19 protein-coding genes are annotated in these 23,482 nt (G+C 60.9%); 13 read left to right on the top strand and 6 right to left on the bottom strand.

The features are described 5' to 3' along the window. Positions 1-12 precede the first annotated feature (12 nt). The 12 genes from AD668_RS10850 (at position 13) to AD668_RS10795 (ending at position 14,084) form a co-directional block, all read left to right on the top strand. Complete coding sequence (locus AD668_RS10850) at positions 13-1,605, top strand: Wzz/FepE/Etk N-terminal domain-containing protein (protein WP_053158276.1); 1,593 nt, start codon at positions 13-15, stop codon at positions 1,603-1,605. Then, positions 1,602-2,696 (top strand): glycosyltransferase family 4 protein, encoded by a 1,095-nt coding sequence (locus AD668_RS10845; RefSeq protein ID WP_053158323.1) that lies wholly within the window; start codon positions 1,602-1,604, stop codon positions 2,694-2,696. Before AD668_RS10850 ends, AD668_RS10845 begins: the two co-directional genes overlap by 4 nt. After that, positions 2,693-4,060 carry an O-antigen ligase gene (locus AD668_RS10840; RefSeq protein ID WP_053158273.1) on the top strand — a complete coding sequence of 456 codons (1,368 nt, stop codon included), beginning with the start codon at positions 2,693-2,695 and terminating at the stop codon, positions 4,058-4,060. The genes AD668_RS10845 and AD668_RS10840 overlap by 4 nt, the downstream gene beginning before the upstream one ends. After that, a complete protein-coding gene (locus AD668_RS10835; RefSeq protein WP_053158270.1) occupies positions 4,057-5,025 on the top strand; it encodes a glycosyltransferase family 2 protein in 969 nt (322 codons plus the stop codon). The genes AD668_RS10840 and AD668_RS10835 overlap by 4 nt, the downstream gene beginning before the upstream one ends. Next, a complete protein-coding gene (locus AD668_RS10830; RefSeq protein ID WP_053158267.1) occupies positions 5,018-6,154 on the top strand; it encodes a glycosyltransferase in 1,137 nt (378 codons plus the stop codon). The genes AD668_RS10835 and AD668_RS10830 overlap by 8 nt, the downstream gene beginning before the upstream one ends. Before the next feature lie 13 nt (positions 6,155-6,167). Further along, positions 6,168-7,169, top strand: coding sequence for a polysaccharide deacetylase family protein (locus tag AD668_RS10825; RefSeq protein ID WP_053158264.1), 1,002 nt, complete (start codon positions 6,168-6,170; stop codon positions 7,167-7,169). Beyond that, a complete protein-coding gene (locus tag AD668_RS10820; RefSeq protein WP_053158260.1) occupies positions 7,166-8,470 on the top strand; it encodes a lipopolysaccharide biosynthesis protein in 1,305 nt (434 codons plus the stop codon). Before AD668_RS10825 ends, AD668_RS10820 begins: the two co-directional genes overlap by 4 nt. Then, a complete protein-coding gene (locus tag AD668_RS10815) occupies positions 8,467-10,386 on the top strand; it encodes a hypothetical protein (protein WP_053158257.1) in 1,920 nt (639 codons plus the stop codon). The genes AD668_RS10820 and AD668_RS10815 overlap by 4 nt, the downstream gene beginning before the upstream one ends. Before the next feature lie 83 nt (positions 10,387-10,469). Next, a complete protein-coding gene (locus tag AD668_RS10810; RefSeq protein ID WP_053158254.1) occupies positions 10,470-11,156 on the top strand; it encodes a hypothetical protein in 687 nt (228 codons plus the stop codon). A 4-nt stretch (positions 11,157-11,160) separates the two neighbouring features. Continuing rightward, complete coding sequence (locus tag AD668_RS10805; RefSeq protein ID WP_053158251.1) at positions 11,161-12,420, top strand: GNAT family N-acetyltransferase; 1,260 nt, start codon at positions 11,161-11,163, stop codon at positions 12,418-12,420. Next, on the top strand, positions 12,392-13,186 hold the full coding sequence (locus tag AD668_RS10800) for a ChbG/HpnK family deacetylase (RefSeq protein ID WP_053158248.1): 795 nt from the start codon (positions 12,392-12,394) through the stop codon (positions 13,184-13,186). Before AD668_RS10805 ends, AD668_RS10800 begins: the two co-directional genes overlap by 29 nt. Before the next feature lie 205 nt (positions 13,187-13,391). Next, positions 13,392-14,084 carry a GNAT family N-acetyltransferase gene (locus AD668_RS10795; protein WP_053158245.1) on the top strand — a complete coding sequence of 231 codons (693 nt, stop codon included), beginning with the start codon at positions 13,392-13,394 and terminating at the stop codon, positions 14,082-14,084. Positions 14,085-14,215: 131 nt separating this feature from the next. On the opposite strand, the gene AD668_RS10790 is transcribed toward AD668_RS10795, so the two are convergent. The 5 genes from AD668_RS10790 to AD668_RS10770 form a co-directional block, all read right to left on the bottom strand. Continuing rightward, positions 14,216-15,316, bottom strand: a complete 1,101-nt coding sequence (locus tag AD668_RS10790) for a polyamine ABC transporter substrate-binding protein (RefSeq protein WP_053158242.1) — start codon at positions 15,314-15,316, stop codon at positions 14,216-14,218. A gap of 306 nt (positions 15,317-15,622) precedes the next feature. Next, a complete protein-coding gene (locus tag AD668_RS10785; protein WP_053158239.1) occupies positions 15,623-16,864 on the bottom strand; it encodes a thiolase family protein in 1,242 nt (413 codons plus the stop codon). Continuing rightward, positions 16,861-18,744: a feruloyl-CoA synthase gene (locus AD668_RS10780; protein ID WP_053158236.1), complete on the bottom strand. Its 1,884-nt coding sequence runs from the start codon at positions 18,742-18,744 to the stop codon at positions 16,861-16,863. Before AD668_RS10780 ends, AD668_RS10785 begins: the two co-directional genes overlap by 4 nt. Before the next feature lie 91 nt (positions 18,745-18,835). After that, complete coding sequence (locus AD668_RS10775) at positions 18,836-20,284, bottom strand: aldehyde dehydrogenase (RefSeq protein ID WP_053158233.1); 1,449 nt, start codon at positions 20,282-20,284, stop codon at positions 18,836-18,838. An 83-nt stretch (positions 20,285-20,367) separates the two neighbouring features. Next, positions 20,368-21,198, bottom strand: coding sequence for a p-hydroxycinnamoyl CoA hydratase/lyase (locus AD668_RS10770; RefSeq protein WP_053158231.1), 831 nt, complete (start codon positions 21,196-21,198; stop codon positions 20,368-20,370). A gap of 213 nt (positions 21,199-21,411) precedes the next feature. Here AD668_RS10770 and AD668_RS10765 point away from each other — a divergent pair, with 213 nt between their 5' ends. Beyond that, positions 21,412-21,900, top strand: coding sequence for a MarR family winged helix-turn-helix transcriptional regulator (locus AD668_RS10765; protein WP_053158228.1), 489 nt, complete (start codon positions 21,412-21,414; stop codon positions 21,898-21,900). 60 nt (positions 21,901-21,960) lie between these two features. Here AD668_RS10765 and AD668_RS10760 read toward each other — a convergent pair whose 3' ends face one another. Beyond that, positions 21,961-23,283 (bottom strand): OprD family porin, encoded by a 1,323-nt coding sequence (locus AD668_RS10760; protein WP_082344451.1) that lies wholly within the window; start codon positions 23,281-23,283, stop codon positions 21,961-21,963. Positions 23,284-23,482 lie beyond the last annotated feature (199 nt).

Here is a 23,482-nt window from a genome sequence, read left to right as displayed (position 1 = left end):
CAGGTGACCGACATGAATCCAAAGGAAAACTACCTGCACGAGTTCTTCAGGATCTTCTTCGCCAACAAACAGTTGGTGAAACGAGTCTTCCTGGTCTTTGCAGTGATTGCACTGGTCTTGCCGCTGATGCTCAAACAGAGCTTCGACATCACCGCCCAGGTGATTGTGCAGTCCAAGAAAATCTCCCAGGGAGATGCCACCTCCACCCTCAACCAGGAGAATGCCTCATTTATTCCACCGTCGCTCGCGGACATGGAGACCGAGAGCAATATCCTGCGCTCGCCGGCACTGATTCGCCAGACCATCGAACAGCTGCGTGAAAAGGGTGAATACACGCCACCTGTGGGTGTCTTCAACAAACTGGTGCTTTCGCCGATCAAGCAACTTGTGACCGATCCCATTCGCAAGCACGTGACCAATCCGGTGCGCAGCATGCTCGGGCTGGAGACCGATCCGGTGCGCGACACCACACTGGATGCACTGACCCAGGAAGCGTCCGATGCCCTGAAGGTCGAGACTCTGCCGGGATCCAACGTGATCTCCATCGTCTATACCTTTCCGGATCCGGCTCAGGGAACCCGGTTTGTCGCCGCCTTGTTGCAAAACTATCTGGTCAGTCGTCAGGAACTGCAGTCGATCGATCTGCCCCAGAGCTTCTACGAAACCAAGAAACTGCAATATCAGGTGCGCCTCGATGGCCTGGAGGGCAATCGCCTGACCTTGCTTGAGCGTATTGGCTCGTCAGATCCCCGGGAAGAAATCACCTTTCGGCTCAACGCCATCAACACCGAGGAACAAGCGCTCAACCTGTATCAGGATCGTCTGCTGCAGAGCCAACGCTGGCTCGACTACCTGAAAACCAGTTTGGCCACCGCCAACAGCGCAAAACTCAACGATTACACCTTCCCCTACACCTTCACCACCACGGTGGATAACGTTGCCTTCGAGGATCGCGAGATCAAGCAACTGGGTGAGCAACTGACCACCCAGGTCAGCCGCTACATGAATGATCTGGCGGTGTTCCAGCCGAGCAGTGAACCGATGCTGCTGACCCGCGAGCAAATCGCCCGCACCCGCCAACAGTTCCTGAAAGTGGTCAACAACCGGATACAGGAACGAACCAGTGACCTGGCGATTGTCAGCTCGGTGATCGACCAGAAGACCGCGCGCATCGCCGAGTTCAAGAACCGCATCCACCAGTTGCAGGAAACCCAGAGCAAGCTGCGGCAAATGGACACCGAAATCGACGCCCTGCACGCGGCATTCTCCACCTATGCCCAGCGCTTTGCCGAAAGCAGCACCGCACGCTCACTGGACAACGACCTGTCCAACGCACGCGTGCTCAGCCCTCCGTATGAACCGACCGAAGCGGCATTTCCAAAACCGCTGCTGATCATCCCGTTCGGTTTGTTCACCGGTTTACTGCTGGCGATCGCCCTGGTCTATGTGCGTGAGTTCTTCGACCATCGCTTCAAGCACCCTGCGCAAATCACTCAGCAACTGGGCCTGCCGGTACTGTTGGTGATCAACGACCAGAACACCTTGCCGAGCAATCCGCACAAACACTGGGGCGTTCCGAGCCTGATGCATTGGGTGCGCAATTGAACGCGCCGCTCGGTACCGCGCCTGCCCTGCCGATCATTCATTTGCTCAGCAGCGGCGGCTTCTATGGCGCCGAGCGGATGTTGCTGGACCATTGCCTGGCGACGCCGGGGCAGCATCTGGTGCTGTTTCTCGATGCGCCGCCAGAACTGATCGAGCGCTTTCGCCAGGCCGGTGTCGATTGCCAGGGCTGCGCGGGTCTGGGGGAGCTGCTGGGGCATTTGCGCCAGCGGCGGGACCAGCGGCCATTGATCAACACGCACAACTTCAAGGGCCTGCTGTTTGGCTGGGTCGGCGCAACGTTGTTGCGCCTGCCGCTGGTGATCACTCAGCACGGGTTCACTCCACGCAGCCGCAAGCAGAAGTTTTACACCTGGCTGAGCCTGCAACTGTGCCGTACCGCATCCGTGGACCGCGTGGTCTGCGTCGCCGAAAGCATCGCCGCCATTCACCGCCAGGCCAATGTGCGCACAGACAAACTGCAAGTGATTCCCAACGGTCTGCCAGCCGCCAACGACCTGCTGCCGCAAAGCAGCCAACGTCAACGCTGGCTGGTCGGTTACGTCGGACGGTTGAGCAGCGAAAAAGGTCCGGATCTGTTTCTCGATGCCTTGATCCCCTTGTGTCATCAGTACCCGCAACTGGACGCGGTGATGCTCGGCGATGGTCCGGAACGCGAAACCCTGCAGACGCGGATCAACGAGGCAGACCTGCAGGGGCGTATCACACTGCCGGGCTACCAGACGGATATGCGCAAGTGGTGGCGCCAGCTCGACGCGCTGGTGATCAGCTCGCGCACCGAAGGTACACCGATGATTTTGCTCGAAGCCATGCAAGCCGGGGTGCCGGTGGTGGCGTTCGGCGTCGGCGGGATTCCCGATGTGCTGGAGGATCGGCACAACGGTTTGCTCGTCCCCCCCACCGACAGCGCCGCCCTCGCCCGCCAGGTCGGCGCCGTGCTGCGTGATCCGACGCTGGCGCGACAATTGAGTGACAACGCAAAACGTACACAACTGGATCGCTACGACCTCAAGGTATTGGCTGAACGCTGGTCGCAGCTTTACATCCGCACTGCACGGGAGGCACGCGCGTGATTTTTCCGCTCTCGATCGTCAGTTTGCTCGGTCTGGTCTGCCTCGCTTTGCTGGCCAGCCCTTTTCCGTACCTGGCGCCGGGAGCGGTGCTGGGCCTTGTCGGCGTCGCATTGCTCTACCGCAAACCGACCTGGGGTCTGTTGGGCATTGCCGCCATCTTGCCCTTCGAAGGCCTGTTCAAGGACAACGCGTTTTCGGGCTCCAAATTCCTCGGCGCATCGCTGGTGCTGATCCTGATGCTTCAACTGGCGATCCGGCAGCTTCCGTCCGAGCGCTTGCACAGCAATATCTGGCGCTTTTTGATCGGGTTCATGGCTCTGTACCTGCTCAGCCTGATCAATACCGACAACATGGGCATGTCCCTGGGACACCTGCGCGAACTGAGCGTCGGCCTGATCCTGTTTGTGATCACCCTGCTGATCGGCCGTGAGTTGAACCTCGACATCTTTGCCCGGCTCGTGGCCCTCAGCGTTTCCGTGACCTGTGTGATGGCAATATTCTCTGCCAAATACCAGGACGCCGGCCGTGCTTCGGGCTTGCTCAAAGACCCGAACAACTTTGCCCTGATGATCGCGTTCGCCGTTCCCATGGCGTTACTGCTGGTGATCCGCAGCCCGAACCTGTGGCACCGTTTGTTTTGGGGAGGCTGCACCCTCCTGCTGCTGGGTGGCATGACCAAGACCGAATCGCGCTCGGGCCTGGTGGTGCTGTTTCTCAGCCTGATGATTGGCGCATGGCACTACCGCGCGCATCTGGGGCGCTTGCGCCCCCGCCATCTGGGTTTCGCCATGCTGGGCCTGGCGATCCTTGTACCGGTGGGTCTCTATTCCATGCCGGCCGGTTACGTGGAGCGCATCCAGTCGCTGAGCATCTTGAGTTCCGGTGCCAAGAGCCAGGACCCCTCCCTTGGCCGTCGTGCCTCATACATCGTGGTCGGTGGCGGGATGATTGCCGAAAACCCATTGCTCGGCACCGGTCCCGGCACCTTCCCGCTGCATTACGCCACCACCGGTTACGCCAAGGCATTTTCCATCACCGGCAAAACTGAAGATCTGTACCGTCGCGCCCACAACACCTACCTGGAAATCTTCAGTGAACTGGGTGTTCCAGCCGGACTGATGTTTGTCGGGATGCTGGGCCTGGGGTTTTACAACCTGATGCGCGCCCGACGAGCCTGGATGCTGCGAGGAAATTGGCAAGAGGCTGATGTGTTGACCCACCTGAGCATGAGTTTCCTGGCACTGATGTTGTTCCTCATGTTCCTCAGCGCGCCGAACCATAAATACCTGTGGATCATGCTGGCGCTGACCAGTGTGCTGCGTACGAAAGCCGAAGAAGCTCCGTTGACAGAGGCCCGTGCATGAATCGGATCAGCATCGTCATACCGATGTACAACGAGGCCCGGCACATCGCCCGGACCTTGATCGCTGCGCAACACGCCGCCGACACCGCCAATGTGGAATGCGAGTTGATCGTGGTCGACAACGGCTCCAGCGATCAGGGGCCGCAGATCGCCCGGCAATTTGGCGCCCAGGTGTTGGTGCAACCCGGCCTGCTGATCGGTGCCTTGCGCAATCGTGGAGCGCAAGTGGCCAGGGGCGAATGGCTGGCCTTTATCGATGCCGATATCGAGATGCCCGAGAACTGGCTGACCCTGCTGTTCGGCCTGGAATCCGCTGGACAGGCCGATGTGCTCGGCCTGGACCTGCATACCCCGGCCGAAGCGCCGTGGTTCGCCAATGCCTGGCAACGTCGAACCTTGCGCCCGGACGCCCAACCGCTGCATATCGTGCAATGGTTGCCGACCTCCAACCTGTTGATGCGTCGCCACTGGTTCGAAACGGTCGGCGGTTTCAATGAAATCCTGCGCACCGGCGAAGACAAGGAGTTGACCATGCGCCTGGCCGAGGCCGGAGCGCAGTTGCTCTCGGTCAACCAAAGCGTGGCGCTGCACTGGGGTTACGAAGGCAGTTGGCGCGAGTGGATGGGCAAGGAGATGTGGCGTCAGGGCAGTCATTTGCAACTGCTGCGCAGCCATGGACCCAGCCTGCGCCTGCTGCGTTTTCCGCTGTTGTCGATCGCCGCCTGGTTACTCGATTTCATGGCGATCAGCGCTTTGTTCAATGGATTCCCCCATCACGCGGCAATCATGTTGCTGCTGACCAGCTTGCCGGCGCTGGTGCTGAGCCTGCGCCAAAGTGTCAAACACCGCGACCTGCGCCTGACCTTGCAACTCTGGGGGCTGCACTGGGTGCGCCTGCACCTGGCTGGCGCCGCGTTCATTCTCAGCCTTTGTCATTGGAATGCCAGGAGGCCCGCCCGTGGCTGAATTCATTTTCTGGTTGTGCCTGTTGCTACCGGTTTACGCCTATCTGGGCTATCCCTTGCTGCTGACCTTGCTGGCACCGTTCTACAAGGCGCCTCGTCACGACCCGGCACCGCCGATGGACGTCAGCATCGTGATTGCCGCGCACAACGAGGCGCGGCATATCGAGGACAAACTGCGCACCGTCCTCGCCCAGGATTATCAGGCGCGCTCGCTGCAGATCATTCTGGCCAGCGACGGCTCGACCGACGACACCGTGGCCTGCGCACGTAAAGTCCTCGACCCGCGCATTACCGTGCTCGACCTGCCGCGTCAGGGCAAAGCCGCGACGCTCAACGCCGGTGTGGCGCTGAGCGGCGGTGAAATCCTCGTGTTCACCGATGCCGACAACCAATGGGCGAGCGACACCCTCGGCCATCTGCTTGCGCCCATGGTCGATCCGCAAGTTGGCGGTTGCGCCGGCCACATGTTGATCCCAGTGACCGGCAAAGGCCTGAGCATTGGCGACAGCCTCTATCGGCACTACGAAGGCTGGCTGCGCAAGGTGGAAAACCGCACCGGCTGCATGGTCTCCGCCGATGGCGCCCTGCTCGCCCTGCGCCGAGAGTTGTTCCAGAACATTCCGGCGGAGGTCAACGACGACTTCTTTATCAGCACCTGCGCGCCGGTCGCGTTCAAGCGGATTGTCTACGTGCCCCAGGCTCAGGTGACCGATCAGGGCGTGGACGAAGCCGACAAACAGTTCCGCCGTCGTCAACGTGTCACCGTCGGCGGACTGCAAAGCCTGGCCCAGCGCCGTGAGCTGCTCAACCCGTTCAAGCATGGCCTGTACGCGGTTGCCCTGATCAGCCACAAGTTGATCCGGCGTCTGGCACCGGTCCTGCTGCTTCCGTTGCTGGTGAGCAATTTCTGGCTGTGGGAAGAACACGGTTTCTATCGCCTGAGCCTGGTGGCGCAATTGATCGGCTACACGATAGCCATCGCCGGGCTGCTGGACTCGCAGCATCGCTTGCCCAAACCCTTTCGCCTCGCGGCGTTTCTCCTGGTGACACTCGCCGGAATGAGTATCGGCCTGTGGCAGTTCCTGCGCGGCCAGCGTTATGCCCAATGGAACCCCGAGCAAAATCGATAAGAGGCGCGTGCCAATGGCGATCAAACAATTATTAAAACGCACCAGTGGCTGGCTGTACCTCAACTCCCCGGTGGGCCGCAATCAACTGCACGGCGCCGGGGTGATCCTGATGCTGCACCGGGTGCTGGCCGATGACCGTGCCGCCGAACTGCCCCATCGCAATGAACTGTGCGTCGGCCCGAAGGCCTTCGAGCATCTGTTGGTCTGGCTGAAAAAACACTTCGACTGCGTGCCGCTGATGGAGATTCTGCAACCGGGGAGCGTGCGTTCGGATCGCCCTAAAGTAGCGCTGACGTTTGATGACGGCTGGCGTGACAACGCGATGGATGCATTCGCGCTGCTGCAAAAATACCAGGTGCCGGCGAGCATCTTTCTCTCCACCGATTTCATTGGCAGCCGCCAGCGTTTCTGGTGGGAAAGCATCGGCGAGACCTTGTGGAACAGCCATGGCGAAAAGGCCCGCCTGCACCTGATCGAATGTCTGGCACGACTCGGTCGGCCGCTGCCTGTGCTGTGCGATGACCCGGATGTGCAACGCCGCAGCCTGGCGCTCCTGCACTTTCTGCAACATCTGAAGACCCTGTCTCCGGTCGACCTCAATCGCCTGACCGACGAGTGTCCGCAAGACTCGCTGCCGCAAGCGCTGGACTGGCACCAGGTACGTGCATTGGAAGCCTCCGGCCTGGTACGTTTCGGCCCTCATGGTGCCAGCCACGCGATTCTCACCGGCCTCGACGATCAACGCCTGGACGAAGAACTGAGCCGCAGCCGCGAGGCATTGCTGCAGGGTTGTGATCGGCCGCTGCCGGTCTACTGCTACCCCAACGGCGACAACGATGAGCGGGTGCGCCAAAAGGTGGCGGACCACGACTTCCCGTTTGCCCTGGGCACCGGCACCGGCATTTATCGAGGTACCGAAGACCCGATGGCCCTGCCACGTTTTGGCGTCAGCCAGCGCACGGCGCGTAATCCCGAACTGCTTTCGTGGCGCATTTTCCGAGGGGGTCGCCCATGAGTCGCGGCCACTACCTCAAGCATCTGGCCCTGAGCATGGGCACCAAGCTGGCGATGATCGCCCTGCGCTTGCTGCGCAACGTGTTGCTGGCGCGGATTCTCGGCCCCAGCGAACGCGGTCTGTTTGCCTTGCTCAGTACCCTGCCTGACCTGATCAGCGCCGCCACCAGTGGCGGCCTGAATTCGGCCGTCGGCTATCAGGCGGCCAAACAACGGCCGATGGGTTTGTTGTTGAGTCAGGTGCTGGTCTTCGGCTGTCTGCTGGCGTCGCTGCTGACCTTGTTGGTGGTGGCGCTGACCCGTGAGTTCGGCAGCGAACTGGACATCACCACGCAACTGGGTCTGCTCGCCTGGCTATTGTTGTTGGCGGTGCCGCTGACCGTGCTCAAGAGTGGTTTGCTGACCTTGCACAACGCCTCGGGCGGCGTGGTCGCCTTCAACGCCCTGCGCCTGATTGAATCGCTGACACCCTTGCTGTTGTTTCTGGCGCTGTTCTGGATGTGGAAAACCGCCGCTCTGGAAGCCGCGTTGATCAGCTGGCTGGCGGGTCTGAGCCTGGTGGTGCTGGCGGGCTGGGTGTGGCTCAAGCGCGATCAACCACTGACCCTGCAATGGGACCGCGCCAGCCAGAACGAGCTGTTGCGTTTCAGTGCCCGCAGCCATCCGGATTTGCTGTTCCAGCAAGTGATTCTGCGTTCCGACTACCTGTTCATTGGCGCCCTGCTCGGCACCACTGCACTGGGGCATTACGCCATGGCCAGCGCCGCCGCCGAGTTGCTGCTGATCGTGCCTGAAGCGGTGACGACACCACTGATGAAACGTCTGCTGCAACAGGAGGAAGGCATCGAAAAATTGACACCCCTGGCCCTGCGCCTGACCGCGACCGTGATGCTCGGGGCGTGCCTGACCATGGCGGTGATCGGCGAATGGTTGATCGTGACGTTGTTTGGCCAGGCGTATCAACCGGCCTATCCAGCCTTGCTGGCGCTGCTGCCAGGACTGCTGGGGCTGTGCTACGCAAGCATCCTGCGCCTGGATCTGCTGGGTAAAAATCGCCCGGGTACGATTTCGTTGCTGATGGGGCTCAGCGCCCTGCTCAACCTGGCGCTCAATGTGGTGTTGATCCCGATCTACGGCATTGTCGGCGCGGCCGCCGCATCGTCTATCGCCTACCTGGCAGTGACCCTCGCCTTGCTGGTGATGTATTGCCGACTGAGCCAGGTGCCGATCTGGCAAACACTGATCATCCTGCCCAGCGACATCGCGCCGATGCTGCTGATGCTGCAACGGAAGTCGGCATGAAAAGCCTGTTGATGTTGATGAGCCTGGGCCTCGGCCTGGGTGCCGAGGCAGCGCCAATGCGCTGGGCGGATATCCGCGACGGCAGCCTTTATCTGCAGACCGATCGCCCTGACACGCTGACGGTGCTGTGGGCACCGGCCTGGCAGGCCGAGGCCAATGAAGAACACCTCTACCTGGTGGACGGCCGGGGCAAACTTCAGGGCGAACGGCTGATTGCACCCAGCGAACCTCGGGGCAGTCAACGCTGGCCCCTGACACCGGGCGCTGCCAGCTACCGACTGGAAATTCCAGGCTACAGCTTCCGGCGTTATACGGTTGAACACGACGAGCACACCGTCGCCCGGTTCGCACCGGCCAAGGTGCACTTCAGCGCCGAACCCCGTGACGGTGACGAGTTGTATTTCAAGGTCGCGGCCGGCGAGCACGCGGTACTGGCCGGCAAGTTCCACGGCGGTGTCGGCTCCTTGCAAGTACAGCGAGTGAGTGACGGCAAACAACTGTCCATGCCCCTCAAGCCCTATCCAGCCTACTGGCAGTTCGACAAGGTCGAGTTACCTGGTGCATCTTCCGACCAGGTCTGGCGCCTGCGTCTGCGTGGCAGCGGTAAAGTCGCGTTCTGGCTCGACGGTACGGCCAATTTGTTCGCGCAGAACCCGCAACAGCTCCAGCCATTGCGCGAAGAAGAAGGTGACACTCGGCTGACGCTGCACGAAGAGGTGCTTGGCCAAACCCCAAAACTGGCCATCGCCCTGCCTTACGTGTTGCCGCCAGACTCCAGCTTCGCTGTCCTCGATGCGCTCCAGCCACAGGCCGGGACCTATTACAGCCTGGTCGATATCATGGCGACGCGGCCGCACTACGAAGACGCGTTCCGTCGGCTGTATCAAGATCGCTTCGGTATCAGGCAGGACATCACCCTGTTGGCCGGCAGACAGCGCCAGGCCGATCTGCGTGCCGACACCACCAGCAACGCAGGCCTGGACGCCTGGCTTGCCGCCACCCGCGCGCTGGGGGGCAAGGGCACGCACTACATCGGTTTTGCCGACGAGCCGAACCTCAATTACGCAGACTACGCCAGCTACAAACGCATCTTCGACAGCATGGCCCGGCAAGTGCGCAGCAATCGCGCCAATGCCGAGGCCGGCGTACGCATTGCCATGCCGGCCAGTTCACGGTTCGTCAACGGCCCCTTCGTGGACAACGCCTCCGACAAGCGCGGCATCGACTGGGCACGACGCCTGCTGGCCGAATCCGGCGATCAGATCGATGCCCTGGCCTGGCACGAATGGATGGTCCGCGACCTGCTGGCCACCCGTGTCTATCGCGATAGCGTACGCCGCGCTGCCGACCTGGTGGGCCTCGACGCACAGGGCCGGCCGCGCAAGGCCTTGTTGCTGGACCAGACCAACATGTCCAGCGGCGCCAGCCTCAGCCCCTACGATCAGGAAACCCATTTCGCTTCGTTATGGTGGACTTCGGTCGTCATCAACTCGGCCCAGGACGGTTTGCTCGACATGCTCGGCTGGTTCCAGGCCGCCGACGAACCCGAGTACCCCAAAGGCATGCTGCGTGTGCTTGGCGAGAATAAATTCGAGCTCAAGCCCGTAGGACTGGCGCAGCAATTTATTCGCAAGCATTGGCTGCACGATGTATTGCGCCTGGAAAACGACGCCTTCGAAGTTGATGTGCTTGCCATGGCCAGCGACCACCAGCGCAGCCTGTTGGGCGTGAACAAAGGCACACGCTTGCAGCATGTGAGTCTGGCCGGGGCCGACTGCTCGTTGACCAACGGATCATTGCGCTATTTCGGTGCCGACAACCGCAGCCGTGACGCACCTTTCAAATGCCTGGACGGCCGCGTCAACTTCGAGCTGCCAGGAGAAACCCTGTTCGCCCTAAGCTGGAGCGTTTCGTGAACCTCATTGATTTTTTACCGCGCAGTCGAATCGTTGCGCGTTGAGCCACTCCACTCACGGGAAAACCCGTCAGGAGTTGAACCATGAATGTCCTGCGTAAACTCAGCGATCACATCAAGCAAAAAGGCCTGCGAGCCACCGTCAGCAAGCTGTGCAAGCACTATGTTTTCTATCACGAGCAATTGCTGTGGATGGAGCGCGATCTGGTGAGCCCGGTGCCACCGCACAAGCTGCGCCCCTATAAACCGCTGCGACTGGAAACCATCACCGCGCAAAACGCCGTGGCCTTCACCCGGCACTTCGGCGACCGAGTGGGCACCATGGCGGAACTCGCGTCCGAAGGGCACACCGGGCACATGTACCTGGATGAGAACGGCGATACCGTGGCCTTCATCTGGGGCAGCAAACGCGACTACTACGACCGCCACTACTACGGGTGCACGTTCCCGGTCAAAGCAGGTGAGTTCTTCGAGTTCGGCGGAGAACAGATCCGCGCCTATTGGGGTACAACACTGTCGGTCGACTTCCAGCTGAACCTGTGGAAAGCCATGGCGGACCAGGGCTGCAACAAAGTGGTGGATGTCTGCGAGTCCCACAACATTCCTGCCCTCAAGCTGCACATTCGCATGGGGTATCAGGAGCAAGGGCGGATCATGAACGTCTATAGCCTTTTCGGCTGGCGCTTCTACCGCGAAACCCGCTACAGCGGCTCACGCCTGGATGCCTTGCGCAAACCGGAACGTGCCCCTGTCCCAGCTTCGGTGACTTGATTACATGAGCGCACGATTCGAATGGCGCACCTCGGTGTGCGCTCCTGACTTCCCGGCAACGGCTTACGAAGCGTTGCGCTTGCGCGTGACGGACCACACGCCGTTCAACACGCTGGCCTGGCTGTGCGCGTCGGAGCAGGCACTCAAAAGTGGCGAGCAACTGCACGTGCTACTGGGTTGGCAGGACGAAGCATTGGCGCTGTGCCTGCCGCTGGTGGCGTCCGTGGAGCGCTTCGCCCGATTGCCGTTTCGGGTCCTGCACCATTTGGGGCATCCGCTGGCCGATCGCCTCGCGCTGCTTACGAGGCTGGACAGCGATGACATCGGCAAGGCACTGGCAGAGATCCGTCAACATCTGCCCCACGCGTTGCTGCAACTCAATGAACTGGCGGGCCCCACGAGTGAGGAACGGACCCTCAAGGCGTGGATGTCTCGTAGCTCGACAGCTGAGCAGCGCCTCAGTTGCCGGGTGCCGGTGCATCTGATCAGCGACGCCGACCATCAGGAAGTCTCGGGAGATCCGCGCTACAAACTGCGCCGGGCGCGTAAACGCATCGCCGCGTGCGGGGCCTTGGTGCGGCGGATCACTCCCGATGCAACAACGATGGGACCGTTGCTCAAAGCCATCAGCGAAGTCGAAGCGGTGAGCTGGAAAGGCGATGAAGGGGTCGGGATTTTCTCCGATGAACGCCACCGCCAGTGGATGGACCGCGCCTTCACCGCCCTCGCCGCCCGGGGTCTGGTGCGCGTGGTGGTGCTGGAACTGGAGGGGCGTTGCATCAGTTATCGCCTGGGCTTGCTGGAACAGGGTCGGCTGTACGATTACAACCTGGCGTTCCTGCCGCAATATGCCGATCTGGGCAGCGGCCGGGTCTTGCTCGAAGAATGGATACGCTGGGGCCTGGAAGACAACTGGCGCTGGATCGATGCGTCACGGGTGAGCCTGGAAAACTCCAGCCATCAGTTGCATGAGCGCATGACCGGGCAACTCGAACACTGGCGCTGGAGTTTCTACTCGTGGCGCCCCAGCGGCTTGGCACTAGGGCTGGCGTTGCGGGTCTGGCAGTGGCTCAAGCCGTCATTGCAGCAATGGCGTGCGCGCCGCGCGGCGACAGCGACAGCGGCAGCCGCCACCGCCACCGCCACCGCCACCGTTGCGACGGTCACTCCGCCCGCCGTTACAGCACCTGCAAAAAAAACGTCTGCACCTACCGAAAAACTCATGGAGGGTGAACATGCCTCGGCAAGTCATAGTCAACGCTGACGACTTCGGCCTCAGTGCCTGCGAAAACGCGGTGATCCTGGGAGCCTTCCAGGCCGGCATCATCAGTTCCGCCACCGCCATGGCCAACATGCCTGCGTTCGAAGCGGCTTGCGTCCTGGCCCGGCATCCATTGCTTGAAGGACGCATCGGCCTGCATTTCAACCTGACCTACGGCCGCCCTTTGAGCCAAAGCATTCTGCAGCGCCCGAACTTTTGCGACAGTTCCGGTGTGTTCGACCTCAATCTGGCGCGCACGCGCCTCTGGCTCAGCCGCCAGGATCGCCACGCCGTGCTCGAAGAACTCCAGGCCCAATGGCAACGCTGTGTCGATAACGGCATGCGGCCCAGCCACCTGGATTCCCATCAGCATGTGCACAACATCTGGCCTGTCGGCGAGATCGTCGCGCGTTTTGCCGCTCGCCAAGGCGTACCGGTAAGACTGGCGCGCAATCTGGGGCAAAACCTCAGCCTGCCCAAGCGCGTGTTCAAGGACTTGCTCAACCGTCGCCTGAGCCATCTCGCGGGCGCCACCGCCGACTACGTATGCACCCCCGTGGACCTGCGTAATGAAGAGCCACCGACCGATGGCTTGCTGGAGATCGTCGCGCACCCCAATCAGCTTGGCGCCGACTTCGGCGACGCCTATCTGGAGCCGGGCGAATCCTTGAGTGCGTTACTGGAGCAGCGATTGCGCGGCGTCCCGCGGGTGGCCTATAGCGTCGCCGGCAATGCCGCGCAAAACCGTGCTCAGGCCGTTCTGGAATAACCTTCCAAACCCCGTTTTTGCAGGGCTGTTAATACCCGGAAATGGCCTGGGACGGGCACCTTTTTGGCGCCTGAAAATTGTGTCAAAACTGATACACAACTTGATACAACTTGCTGATCACCGCGCTGCCAAGAAATTGCCACCGTGATCTATACCGAACATTACTTTCACACAGCAAGGCCAATCCCTGGCCAAGGAGGGCTCCATGAGCCTGATCGAAAAACTCCGCGAACGAATCAAACAAAAAGGCTTGAGCCGCACGTTCAGCACACTGTGGAAACGCTATGTGTTTTTCCATTGGGAGTTGCTCTGGATGGAGCGCGATCTGGTCAGCCCGGTGCCGCCACACAAGCTGCGCCCCTACCCCCCCGTCAAACAGGTAACGATTACCCCGCAGAACGCCACGGCGTTTGCCAGGCACTTTGGCGACCGCGTCGAAACCATGGCCGAACTCGCTGCCGAAGGTCATACCGGGCACATGTATGTGGACGAGCAAGGCGATGCCATCGGCTTCATCTGGGGCAGCACCCGCGACTACCACGACCGCCACTACTACGGATGCCTGTTTCCAGTGAAGCAAGGTGAGTTCTTTGAGTTCGGCGGGGAAATGATCCGCGCGTTTTTCGGCACCCGGTTGTCCGTGGATGTACAGGTTGCGCTCTGGCAAACCATGGCGGCGCAAGGTTGCAACAAGGTCGTGGACGTCTGCGAAACCCACAACGTTCCGGCCCTGAAACTGCACATTCGCATGGGCTATCAGGAACAGGGCCGCGTCACCCACGTTTATGGCCTGTTCGGCCGCTGGCGCTTTTTCCGCGAAACCCGCTACACCGGCTCGCGCCTGGATCCTCTGCGCAAACCGGGACGGCCGGTGGTCACGGCGGCTGCGGGAGCTTGATTCGAGGTTTTATCCGGGGAACTGATTCGTACTGCTCGTAATGGTGATGGATCAGTCAAGAGGTGTGTTGACTGATCCATTGCTATCGCGAGCAATCAAGCGTCGACCAGCTGCTCATACAGGGATCAGGATTACTGATCGGACTTGATGCTGGTCCAGACACGCGTACGGACACGTTCGAGCTTTTGCGGTAGCGGCTGCACCACGTAGAGCGTCTTCAACGCTTCGCTAGTCGGCGTCAGGTTCGGGTTACCGGTGATGTCCTTGTTGATCAGCGGTAGCGAATCGGTGTTGGCATTCGGGTAGCCGAGGAAGTCGCTGATCGGTGCGATGACTTTCGGCTCCATCAAGTGGTTGAGAAACGCGTGGGCTTCGTCGACGTTCTTCGCGCTTTTTGGAATGGCGAACGTATCGAACCAGATCGGCGCACCTTCTTTCGGCAGACGCCAGTCGACGACGACGCCGTTGCCCGCCTCTTTGGCGCGATTGCCGAATTGATAAAAACTGCCGGAATAGCCGATGGCGACGCAGATATCGCCGTTGGCGATGTCGGTCATGTATTTGGCCGAGTTGAAGTAGGTGACGTAAGGGCGAACTTTCAACAGCAGCGCCTTGGCTTTTTCGTAGTCATCCGGATTCTGGCTGTTCGGGTCCAGTCCCAGGTAATGCAGGGCAATCGGCAGGATTTCGGAAGGCGAATCGAGCATCGCTACGCCACACGCCTTGAGCTTCTCCATGTTCTCGGGCTTGAACACCAGGTCCCAGCTGTCTACCGGCGCGTTTTCCCCTAACGCGGCCTTGACCTTGGCCGGGTTGAAGCCGATCAACACAGTGCCGTACATGTAAGGCATGCCGTACTGGTTGCCGGGATCGTTCTTGTCCAGCAGCTTGAGCAAGGCCGGGTCCTGATGCGACCAGTTCGGCAGCTTCGACTTGTCGAGTTTCTGGAACACGCCGGCTTTGATCTGGGTCTCGATGAACTGGTTCGACGGTACGACCAGGTCGTACCCGGAGTTGCCGGTCAACAGCTTGGCTTCGAGGGATTCGTTGGTATCGAAGGTGTCCCAGGTCACCTTGATTCCGGTTTCCTTGGCGAAATCCTTGGGCACGGACGGCAGGATGTAATCCGCCCAGTTGTACACCCGCAATTCGCGCTCTTCGGCGTGCACCGCGCTGGCCAGCAGCGACAGTCCACAAACAGTGGCGCCCAGCATGCGTTTCATTGTGACCATGGATTTTTCCCCAAGTGTGGCGTGAGTACGATGGTTTTTATGTTCTGTACACGGCAGCGGCCTTGAAAATGGCCAAGGGCAAGGATCTGGAAATTCTAGTTGTGGTTTGGGTGGTCGTTGCGCTATCGGCAACCTGTGCCTGATTCTTGCCGACGGTGTGGCCGGAGCACAGCGTGAGGTTGGCCAAAAGGGGATCGTAATGGCCAATTTCGCTGTCCGGATGGATGCCACCGGCCAAAAGAGCTGCCCATTGCAGGCGCTCCTACCCTCGACGCGGTGACACCCGAACGCATGGATTACTGGCGATCAAGCGCGCCAGACCGGGTTCTCGATCAGCAATGCCATGCCCTGCCCACCGCCGACACAGGCAGCGGCGACCCCATAACGCAGGTTGTGTTCGCGCAATTGCCGGGCCAGGGTCAACACCAGACGCAAGCCACTGGCGGCCAACGGGTGGCCGAGCGCGATTGAGCCGCCGTGGACATTCAGACGGGAGCCGTCCAGTTCCAGCGCCTGTGCCACGGCCAGAACCTGAGCAGCCTGGGCTTCATTGATTTCGAAGCGGTCAATCTGATCCAGACTCAGGCCGCTGCGTTGCAACAGCAGCTGGATTGCCGGTGCCGGACCGATACCCATGAACTCCGGCGCCACACCGACCACCGCACTGGCTCGCAGTAAGGCCAACGGCGTATCCCGGCAAGCCGAAGCACGTGAGACCAATGCCGCTGCCGCGCCATCGACCACTGCACAACTGTTGCCGGCGGTTTGTACCCCACCTTCGTGCACGGCGCGCAATCGGGCCAGTGCCGCCAGGTCTCCGGGGCGTGGATGGCTGTCTTCGCTCACCGCGTCGATGCCGCGTGGCAGGCGAATACCGCGAGGCTGATAGCCTGGCAGCTCAAAGGTCTGAGTGACTACACCAACGATCTCGGGCGCCAGCCAGCCCGCTTGCTGCGCCGCCAATGCACGCTGATGGCTGGCGCAAGCGTAGGCATCCACGGCTTCGCGAGCCAAGCCATAATGTCGCGCCAGATTGTCGGCGGTGGTGATCATGTCGACACCAGGAGCCGGGTCGTACAGCGCCTCCCACAGAAAGTCCTTGAACTGCACCCCGGCGCCCAGGCGAAAGCCACCGCGATGGGTATAAGCGGCAATCGGGTTGCGCGACATCGATTCGGCGGCCACGCACAGCGCCAGTTGCACGCCGTCATCCAATTGCCCGGCTGCCTGACGCAACAGTTCGAAGCCGGTGGCGCAAATACGCTGCACCCCCAGCGCCGGAACCGATTGCGCCACGCCGCTGTAGAGGCCGATATGCCTTGGCAGCATGTAGGCATCGAAACTGGCCTGAGCCATGGAACCCGCCAGCACGCTGTCTACCGCCAGAGGATCGACTTGCGCACGAGCCAGCACTTCACGCCCCGCCTTGATGCCCAGATCAATCGGCGAAACCTCGGCCAGCGCCCCACCGAGATCCACCCACGGCGTTCGCAGCGCATCGATGATCGCCGCATCGGCAAAGGCCGAATACTGCCCACCCGCGCTCATGACTTCGCTCCGGCGCGCAAAATGCTCGGGTCGAGTCCGCGATACAGCGCTTCGACCTTTTCTGCACGCCACTGCAAGACCGCACGCTGATTGATCGAGCCCTTGTCGGTGATCTCTCCCCGGTCGATGGAAGCCGGCTCGTCGAGCAAGGCGATCCATTCAAGTCGACTGGCATTGCCCGTGGCCTCGCGGTTGAGCCGTTGCAACCAGTCGGCGAACCACGCGCGCACCGGCGCACTGGCCAACACTTCGCTGTCGCTGGCACTGCCCGCGAGCCCAGACAACCGTCGACATTCGAACATCCGCGCAAACACCAATGCGCCCAGGCATTCACGGTCCGGCGCGGTCACCACCAGGTCCTGGACATAGGGCGAACCTTCGAGCACCGCACGATTGCGCAAAGGCCCGACGCTGACAAACACCCCGGACGACAGCTTGAAGTCTTCGGCGATGCGACCGTCGAACATCAGCCCCAATTGCGGATCACACGGGTCCGCGAGCTTGAGCGCATCGCCGGAACAATAGAAACCCTGATCGTCGAATGCATCGAGCGTCTGCTGCGCTGATCGCCAGTAGCCGGGCATGATGTGCGGTCCACGGAAACGCCCTTCCAGTTTGCCGTCCACCGGCACCAGGCGCACCTCGCAACCGGGTGCCGGCAGGCCGACATAACCGGCCATGGACAACGGTCCGGTGGTGAAGGTGCAGGAAGGCGAAGCCTCGGTCATCCCGAGCCCGGCCATCATGCGGATACGCTCACCACAGTGCTGTTCGCTGACGCGGTCCAGACGGTCCCAGACACTTTGCGACAGACCGGCAGCAGCGAAGAAGAACAGGCTGATGCGCTTGAAAAAGATCTCCCGCAGTTCCGCGTCCTGCTCCAGTGCCGAGGCCAGCTCTTCCCAGCCTTTCGGTACGGTCAGGTAAGCGGTTGGCGACACGTCCTTGAGGTTACGCAGGGTCTGCGCGAAACCCTGCGCCGTGGGCTTGCCGTCATCCAGGTAAAAGCTGCCGCCGTTGTACAACACGATGCCGACGTTGTGGCTGCCGCCGAAAGTGTGGTTCCACGGCAACCAATCCACCAGCACCGGGGGTTCTTCGCCGAACACCGGAAACGTCTGCAACAGCATCTGTTGGTTGGCGCACAGCATGCGTTGGGTGGTGATCACTGCCTTTGGCAATTTGGTCGAGCCGGAGGTGAACAGGAACTTGGCGATGCTGTCCGGCCCCGTACTGGCAAACGCTGCTTCGGCCTCGGCCCCGCCCGGTTGTTCAAGCAAGCTGGCAAAGCTGACCTGGCGACGCCCCGCGACTTCACCCTGGACAGTAATCAATGGCGTTTGAGCGGGTAGCACGGCCTCGATGGCGCGTTGGTAGGCGGCGGCATCACTGACAAACACCAGGCCCGGCTGCAGCAGGTCGCAGACGTGCCGCAGCTTGGCGAAATCCTGGGACAGCAGCGAATAGGCCGGCGACACCGGGCAGTAGGGAATGCCCGCGTACAGGGCGCCGAACGCCAGCTGCAAATGCTCGATGTCGTTGCCGGAAAGCAGCACCAGCGGTTTCTCTGCGCACAGGCCGTAACTCAACAGGCTCTGGGCAATCGCCCGGACACTGTCGAGCATCTGGGCGTAACTGACCCGACGCCATTCACCGTCAGCCTGGCGGGCAGCGATGAAGGTTTGCTCGGGACGCACGCTGGCCCAATGCACCAGGCGGTCGAGCAGTCGTGGCGCAAACTCGGCCAATGGCGCCAGTGAACGCATGTGCAATGCGCCCTGCTGCTCTGTCACCTCGACCGCCGCGCGACCGATGGACACGTGACGGTAGCGCGGCGCACTGGTATCGGTGTGGGGTTGCGATCTGAATTCGGAACTCACGTGTTTGTTCTCCATCAAGGCACGCTACCACCCCGCAAGTACGAATGGGCATGGTGGTGGCTGCAGCCTTTTTTATTGTTATTTGTGCAGTTCAGATAGGGTAGTGCCGCGGCCCATGCTGCAGTGTGACCCAGCGTAACTGGGTAAAATGCTCGATGGAGGCCTTGCCGCCAAAACTGCCGTAGCCGCTGGACTTGACTCCGCCGAAAGGCATTTGCGCTTCGTCGTGCACAGTCGGGCCGTTGATATGGCAGATGCCCGACTCGATCCGTTGGGCCAGCGCCAGGGCGCGCCCGGTGTCGCGGCTGAAGATCGCCGCCGACAACCCGAATTCCGAGTCGTTGGCCAGGCGCAGCAGCGCTTCATCGCCCTCCCCGCGCAACATCACTGCCACCGGGCCGAAGGATTCTTCGCGGTACAAACGCATGGTTTCGTCGACGCCGTCGAGCAGGGTCGGCTGCAAAATACTGCCTTGCAGTTGCCCGCCAATCACCAACCGCGCCCCCTTGGCCAGGGCGTCGTCGATCAGCCCCTTGATGCGTGTGCCGGCACTGGCATCCACCAGCGAGCCGAGCACCGAGTCCGCCGCCGCAGGATCACCGGCGCGCAGGGTCTCGACCTTGGCCGCCAGCTTGGCAACAAAGGCATCGGCAACCTTGGCATCGACAATCAGGCGTTCGGTGGACATGCAGATCTGCCCCTGATTGAAATATGCGCCGAAGGCTGCCGCCTCGACCGCCGCATCGAGGTCGGCATCATCAAGCACCAGCAACGGCGCCTTGCCGCCCAACTCCAGCAAGGCCGGTTTGAGGTGGCGCGCCGAGAGCTCGCCGACAATGCGCCCGACATGGGTCGAACCGGTGAAGTTGACCCGCCGCACCGCCGGGTTGGCAATCAGTCGCTCGACAATCGCCGCGGCATCCGCCGGGGCATTGCTGATGACATTGACCACGCCATCGCCCAATCCGGCATCCTGCAAGACCTGGCCGATCAGACGGTGCACCGCAGGGCTCAGCTCCGAAGCCTTGAGCACCACGGTATTGCCACACGCCAGCGGCATGGCGATGGCGCGGGTGGCGAGAATCACCGGGGCGTTCCACGGGGCGATGCCCAGCACCACACCACAGGGTTGGCGCAGGGCCATGGCGAAACTGCCCGGCACATCCGAGGGAATGACTTCGCCATTGATCTGGGTGGTCATCGACGCCGCTTCACGCAGCATGTTCGCTGCCAGCCGCACGTTGAATCCATACCAGTTGGCCATGGCCCCGGTTTCGCCGGCCGCCGCGATGAACTCGTCGCTGCGCGCCTGCAACTGCTCGGCGGCCTTGAGCAAACGAGTGCGACGTTCATTGGGCGCCAGGGCGGCCCAGACGGGAAATGCCGCCTGAGCGGCAGCCACTGCGGCATCGGCATCTTCCAGGGTGGCTGCGGCCACCCGCGACACCACCTCGCCGGTCACCGGGTTGCGGCGTTCAAAGGTTCGACCGTCGCGGGCAGGCAGCGACTGGCCGCCAATCAGCAGGGGCACGTCCAGCATGGTGATTCCTCTTTATTGTCGTTATCGGGAATGCATTCGATCGATGCAGAGCGCCGGGGTGCAAATGCACCCGGCGATCCGTCTCAGCGCTTGTAAGCCTGAAGACCTGGCTTGATGCTCTTGTCGTCGAGGAACTGCTTCATGCCCTGCTCGCGGCCACCTTCGGTATCGAGCAGACGCGACTGGTCAAGCTTGGCGTACAGGTAATCCTCGTTCTGCTCCCAGGTCAGCTCGCGGCAACGTTTGAAGCCATGCTTGGCCGCACGCAACACCACCGGGTTTTTCTCCAGCAGGTTGCGCGCCAGCTCGATAGTGACTTCACGCAGTTGCGCCAGCGGCACGCTTTCGTTGACCAGGCCCATCTCGGCGGCTTTCTGCCCACCGAAGGTCTTGCCGGTCATGATGTAGTACAGCGACTGACGATGGCCCACGGTGTCGGCCATGGCCTTGCTCACCAGGTTGCCCGGTGGAATGCCCCAGTTGATTTCCGAGAGGCCGAAGGTCGCTTCGTCGGCGCAGATCGCCAGGTCACAAGCCACCAGCGGGCTGAAACCGCCACCGAAGCACCAGCCGTTGACCATGGCGATGGTCGGCTTGGCGTACATGCGCAGCAGTTTCCATTGCCATTGCGAGGCTTCACGGCGGATTTTTTCCTGAAGGATTTCCGGGCCCGCATCCACTTCGCGGAAGTATTCCTTGAGGTCCATGCCTGCGGTCCAGGCATCACCTGCACCGGTGAGTACCAGTACGCCGGCCGCCGGATCCTGCTCCAGGGTTTCCAGCACATCGATCATTTCGCGGTTGAGCGTCGGGCTCATGGCGTTGCGTTTTTCCGGGCGATTGAGGATGACCCACGCGATGCCTTCTTCGATTTCGACTTTGACGGTTGTCCAGCGACCTTCGTAATTGCTCATGGCGATGCTCTCTTGTTCTTGGCTTGAAGATGACTGGAAATTAAAGGAGCAAATTAGTTATGTCAATTAACTATTAATCAAATAAACCAATTTTTCATCGCCAACCAAAAGCCCCAACGCTCATCATCAATCACCACGACCATAGCTATCAGCGTCCAACCCCGGCAAACTAGATAGCCTTGTTAACCTCTACTTCTTCAGGATTCACCTGCAATGGCCAAGTCTTCTCCTTCCGCCGACCCGAGCGAGACCCCGTCCGCCAATGCCCAGATGCAGGCACCGCTGGACTCAGCGCTGGACGATTTGATCGGGTACGCCATGCGCCGGGCTCAACTCAAACTGTTCCAGAACCTGATCGGCCGCCTATCCGCCCACGACCTGCGTCCGGCACAGTTCTCGGCCCTGGCGATCATCGACCAGAACCCAGGGCTGATGCAGGCCGACCTGGCCCGCGCACTGGCCATCGAGCCGCCCCAGGTGGTGCCGCTGCTCAACAAACTGGAAAGCCGTGCGCTGGCGGTACGGGTGCGCTGCAAGCCGGACAAACGCTCCTACGGGATCTTTTTGAGCAAGACCGGCGAAACCCTGCTCAAGGAACTCAAGCAGATCGCCGCCCAGAGCGATTTCGATTCCACTTCAGCGCTGACCGGCGGGGAACGCGAAGAGCTGTTGCGCCTGTTGAGGAAGGTTTATCAGGACTGAACGCGTGATGCCGGCACACCCCTGAAGGGTGGCCGGCAAGCCACATCGAGCCTGCTCTGGCTACCAGATCGGCAAGGTGTAGAGCACCTGGAAGCGGGTCTGGTTTTCATCACGAAAGGCCGTACCGCTCGGGAAGTCATTGCGGTAGATCGCCTTGCGGGCCAGCAGCCCGACGTTTTTCAGCGGGCCGCTCTGGATCACATACCCCAGCTCCATCTGGAACTCGCGCTCTTTGCGGTCCTCGGCGTTGAAGGCGGCCAACTCGATATTGTCACCGCGCAGGTAACGTAACCTCCCCTTCAAACCGGGCACTCCGGATGCGACGAAGTCGTAGTCGTAGATCGCTTGCCAGGTGCGCTCTTTGGCGTTGAGAAAATCCGAACCCATGGTCTGCTCGCTCATGCCCATCAACTCGGTGCCGGAGATGTAGGGCGTTGCCGAGTCGCCACTGGAATGCATATAGCCGAGGCTCACCCGATGCCCGCCCAAGCGATAGCCGAACAATGCCGAGAGGTTGATATTGTCCACCTCGCCCGCCTTGGCGCTGCCATCCTCACGGCTGAAAAAACTGCGTAAATCACTGGTGAGCACACCGTCCCCGAGCGGCAAGTTGTGCAGCAGCGCGAGGGTGTCCTGTTGGTACAGCTCGGCCACCTCGGCATGATAGGCGCGCAGACTGAGTTCTTTGTTGACCTGATAATCGCCCCCCACGTACGCCAGATGCGAAGTGGTGGCGGCGCCGTTGAATCGTCGGTTTGGCGTGGCGATGCTCATGGCCTGATAGTCGGTGGAATCGCGCTTGTTGATGCGATCGATGTAGCCGGTGTTGAGGGTCAGGCCATCGATGTCTTTGGAACTGAGGGTCGTGCCGCGAAAGGTCTGTGGCAACAATCGCGATGGGCTGGCAAAGGCAAACGGCAGGAAAATCGAAACATCGCCGCTCTTCACTGTGGTTTGGGCAAATCTTAGTTTGGCTGTCGGGGCGAGCCGTGAATATTCATCCGCCGCGCGCTTGTCGCTGGCCGACACCGGCAACAGCTCGGTGCCGCTGCGATCAGGCGCAGAGTCGAGTTTGACCCCCAGCAGCCCGCGAACATCCAGGCCGAAACCCACAACCCCTTGGGTAAAACCCGACTCCATGCCCAGGATGAAACCCTGTGCCCATTCCCGTGCGGCGGTCTTGGCTCCGTCATCCTTGTAGTCCCGGTCCAGGTAGTAATTGCGCAGAGTCAAGTTACCGTGGCTGTCCTCGATAAACCCCTCTGCGCGCAGCGCTGAGGGTAGAACGCTGATGCCGAGTAGCACCATGAGCAATCCTGGATTGACCCTGGACACACAGGAAACTGACGCCGCGGTTTCGACGTTGACGGGGTATTTGGGCATGTTCGATTGTCCATTTTTATTGTTGTTCTGAATGCCTGACGACCACAGGGCAGTCGGCTTCGCAGGCAGAGAATGGAAACAGCCGATGGCAATCGTCAACCATGAGTAGCCGATAATCGAACATTAATATTATTATCTATTTATCCACAACATCTTAACCAATGAATTAAACCGTTGTTTTTTATGGTTTTAATTGAAT

Source organism: Pseudomonas sp. P1.8 (assembly GCF_001269805.1).
In the GTDB taxonomy this organism is placed as follows: domain Bacteria; phylum Pseudomonadota; class Gammaproteobacteria; order Pseudomonadales; family Pseudomonadaceae; genus Aquipseudomonas.
This window is presented reverse-complemented; position numbering and strand designations above follow the sequence as displayed.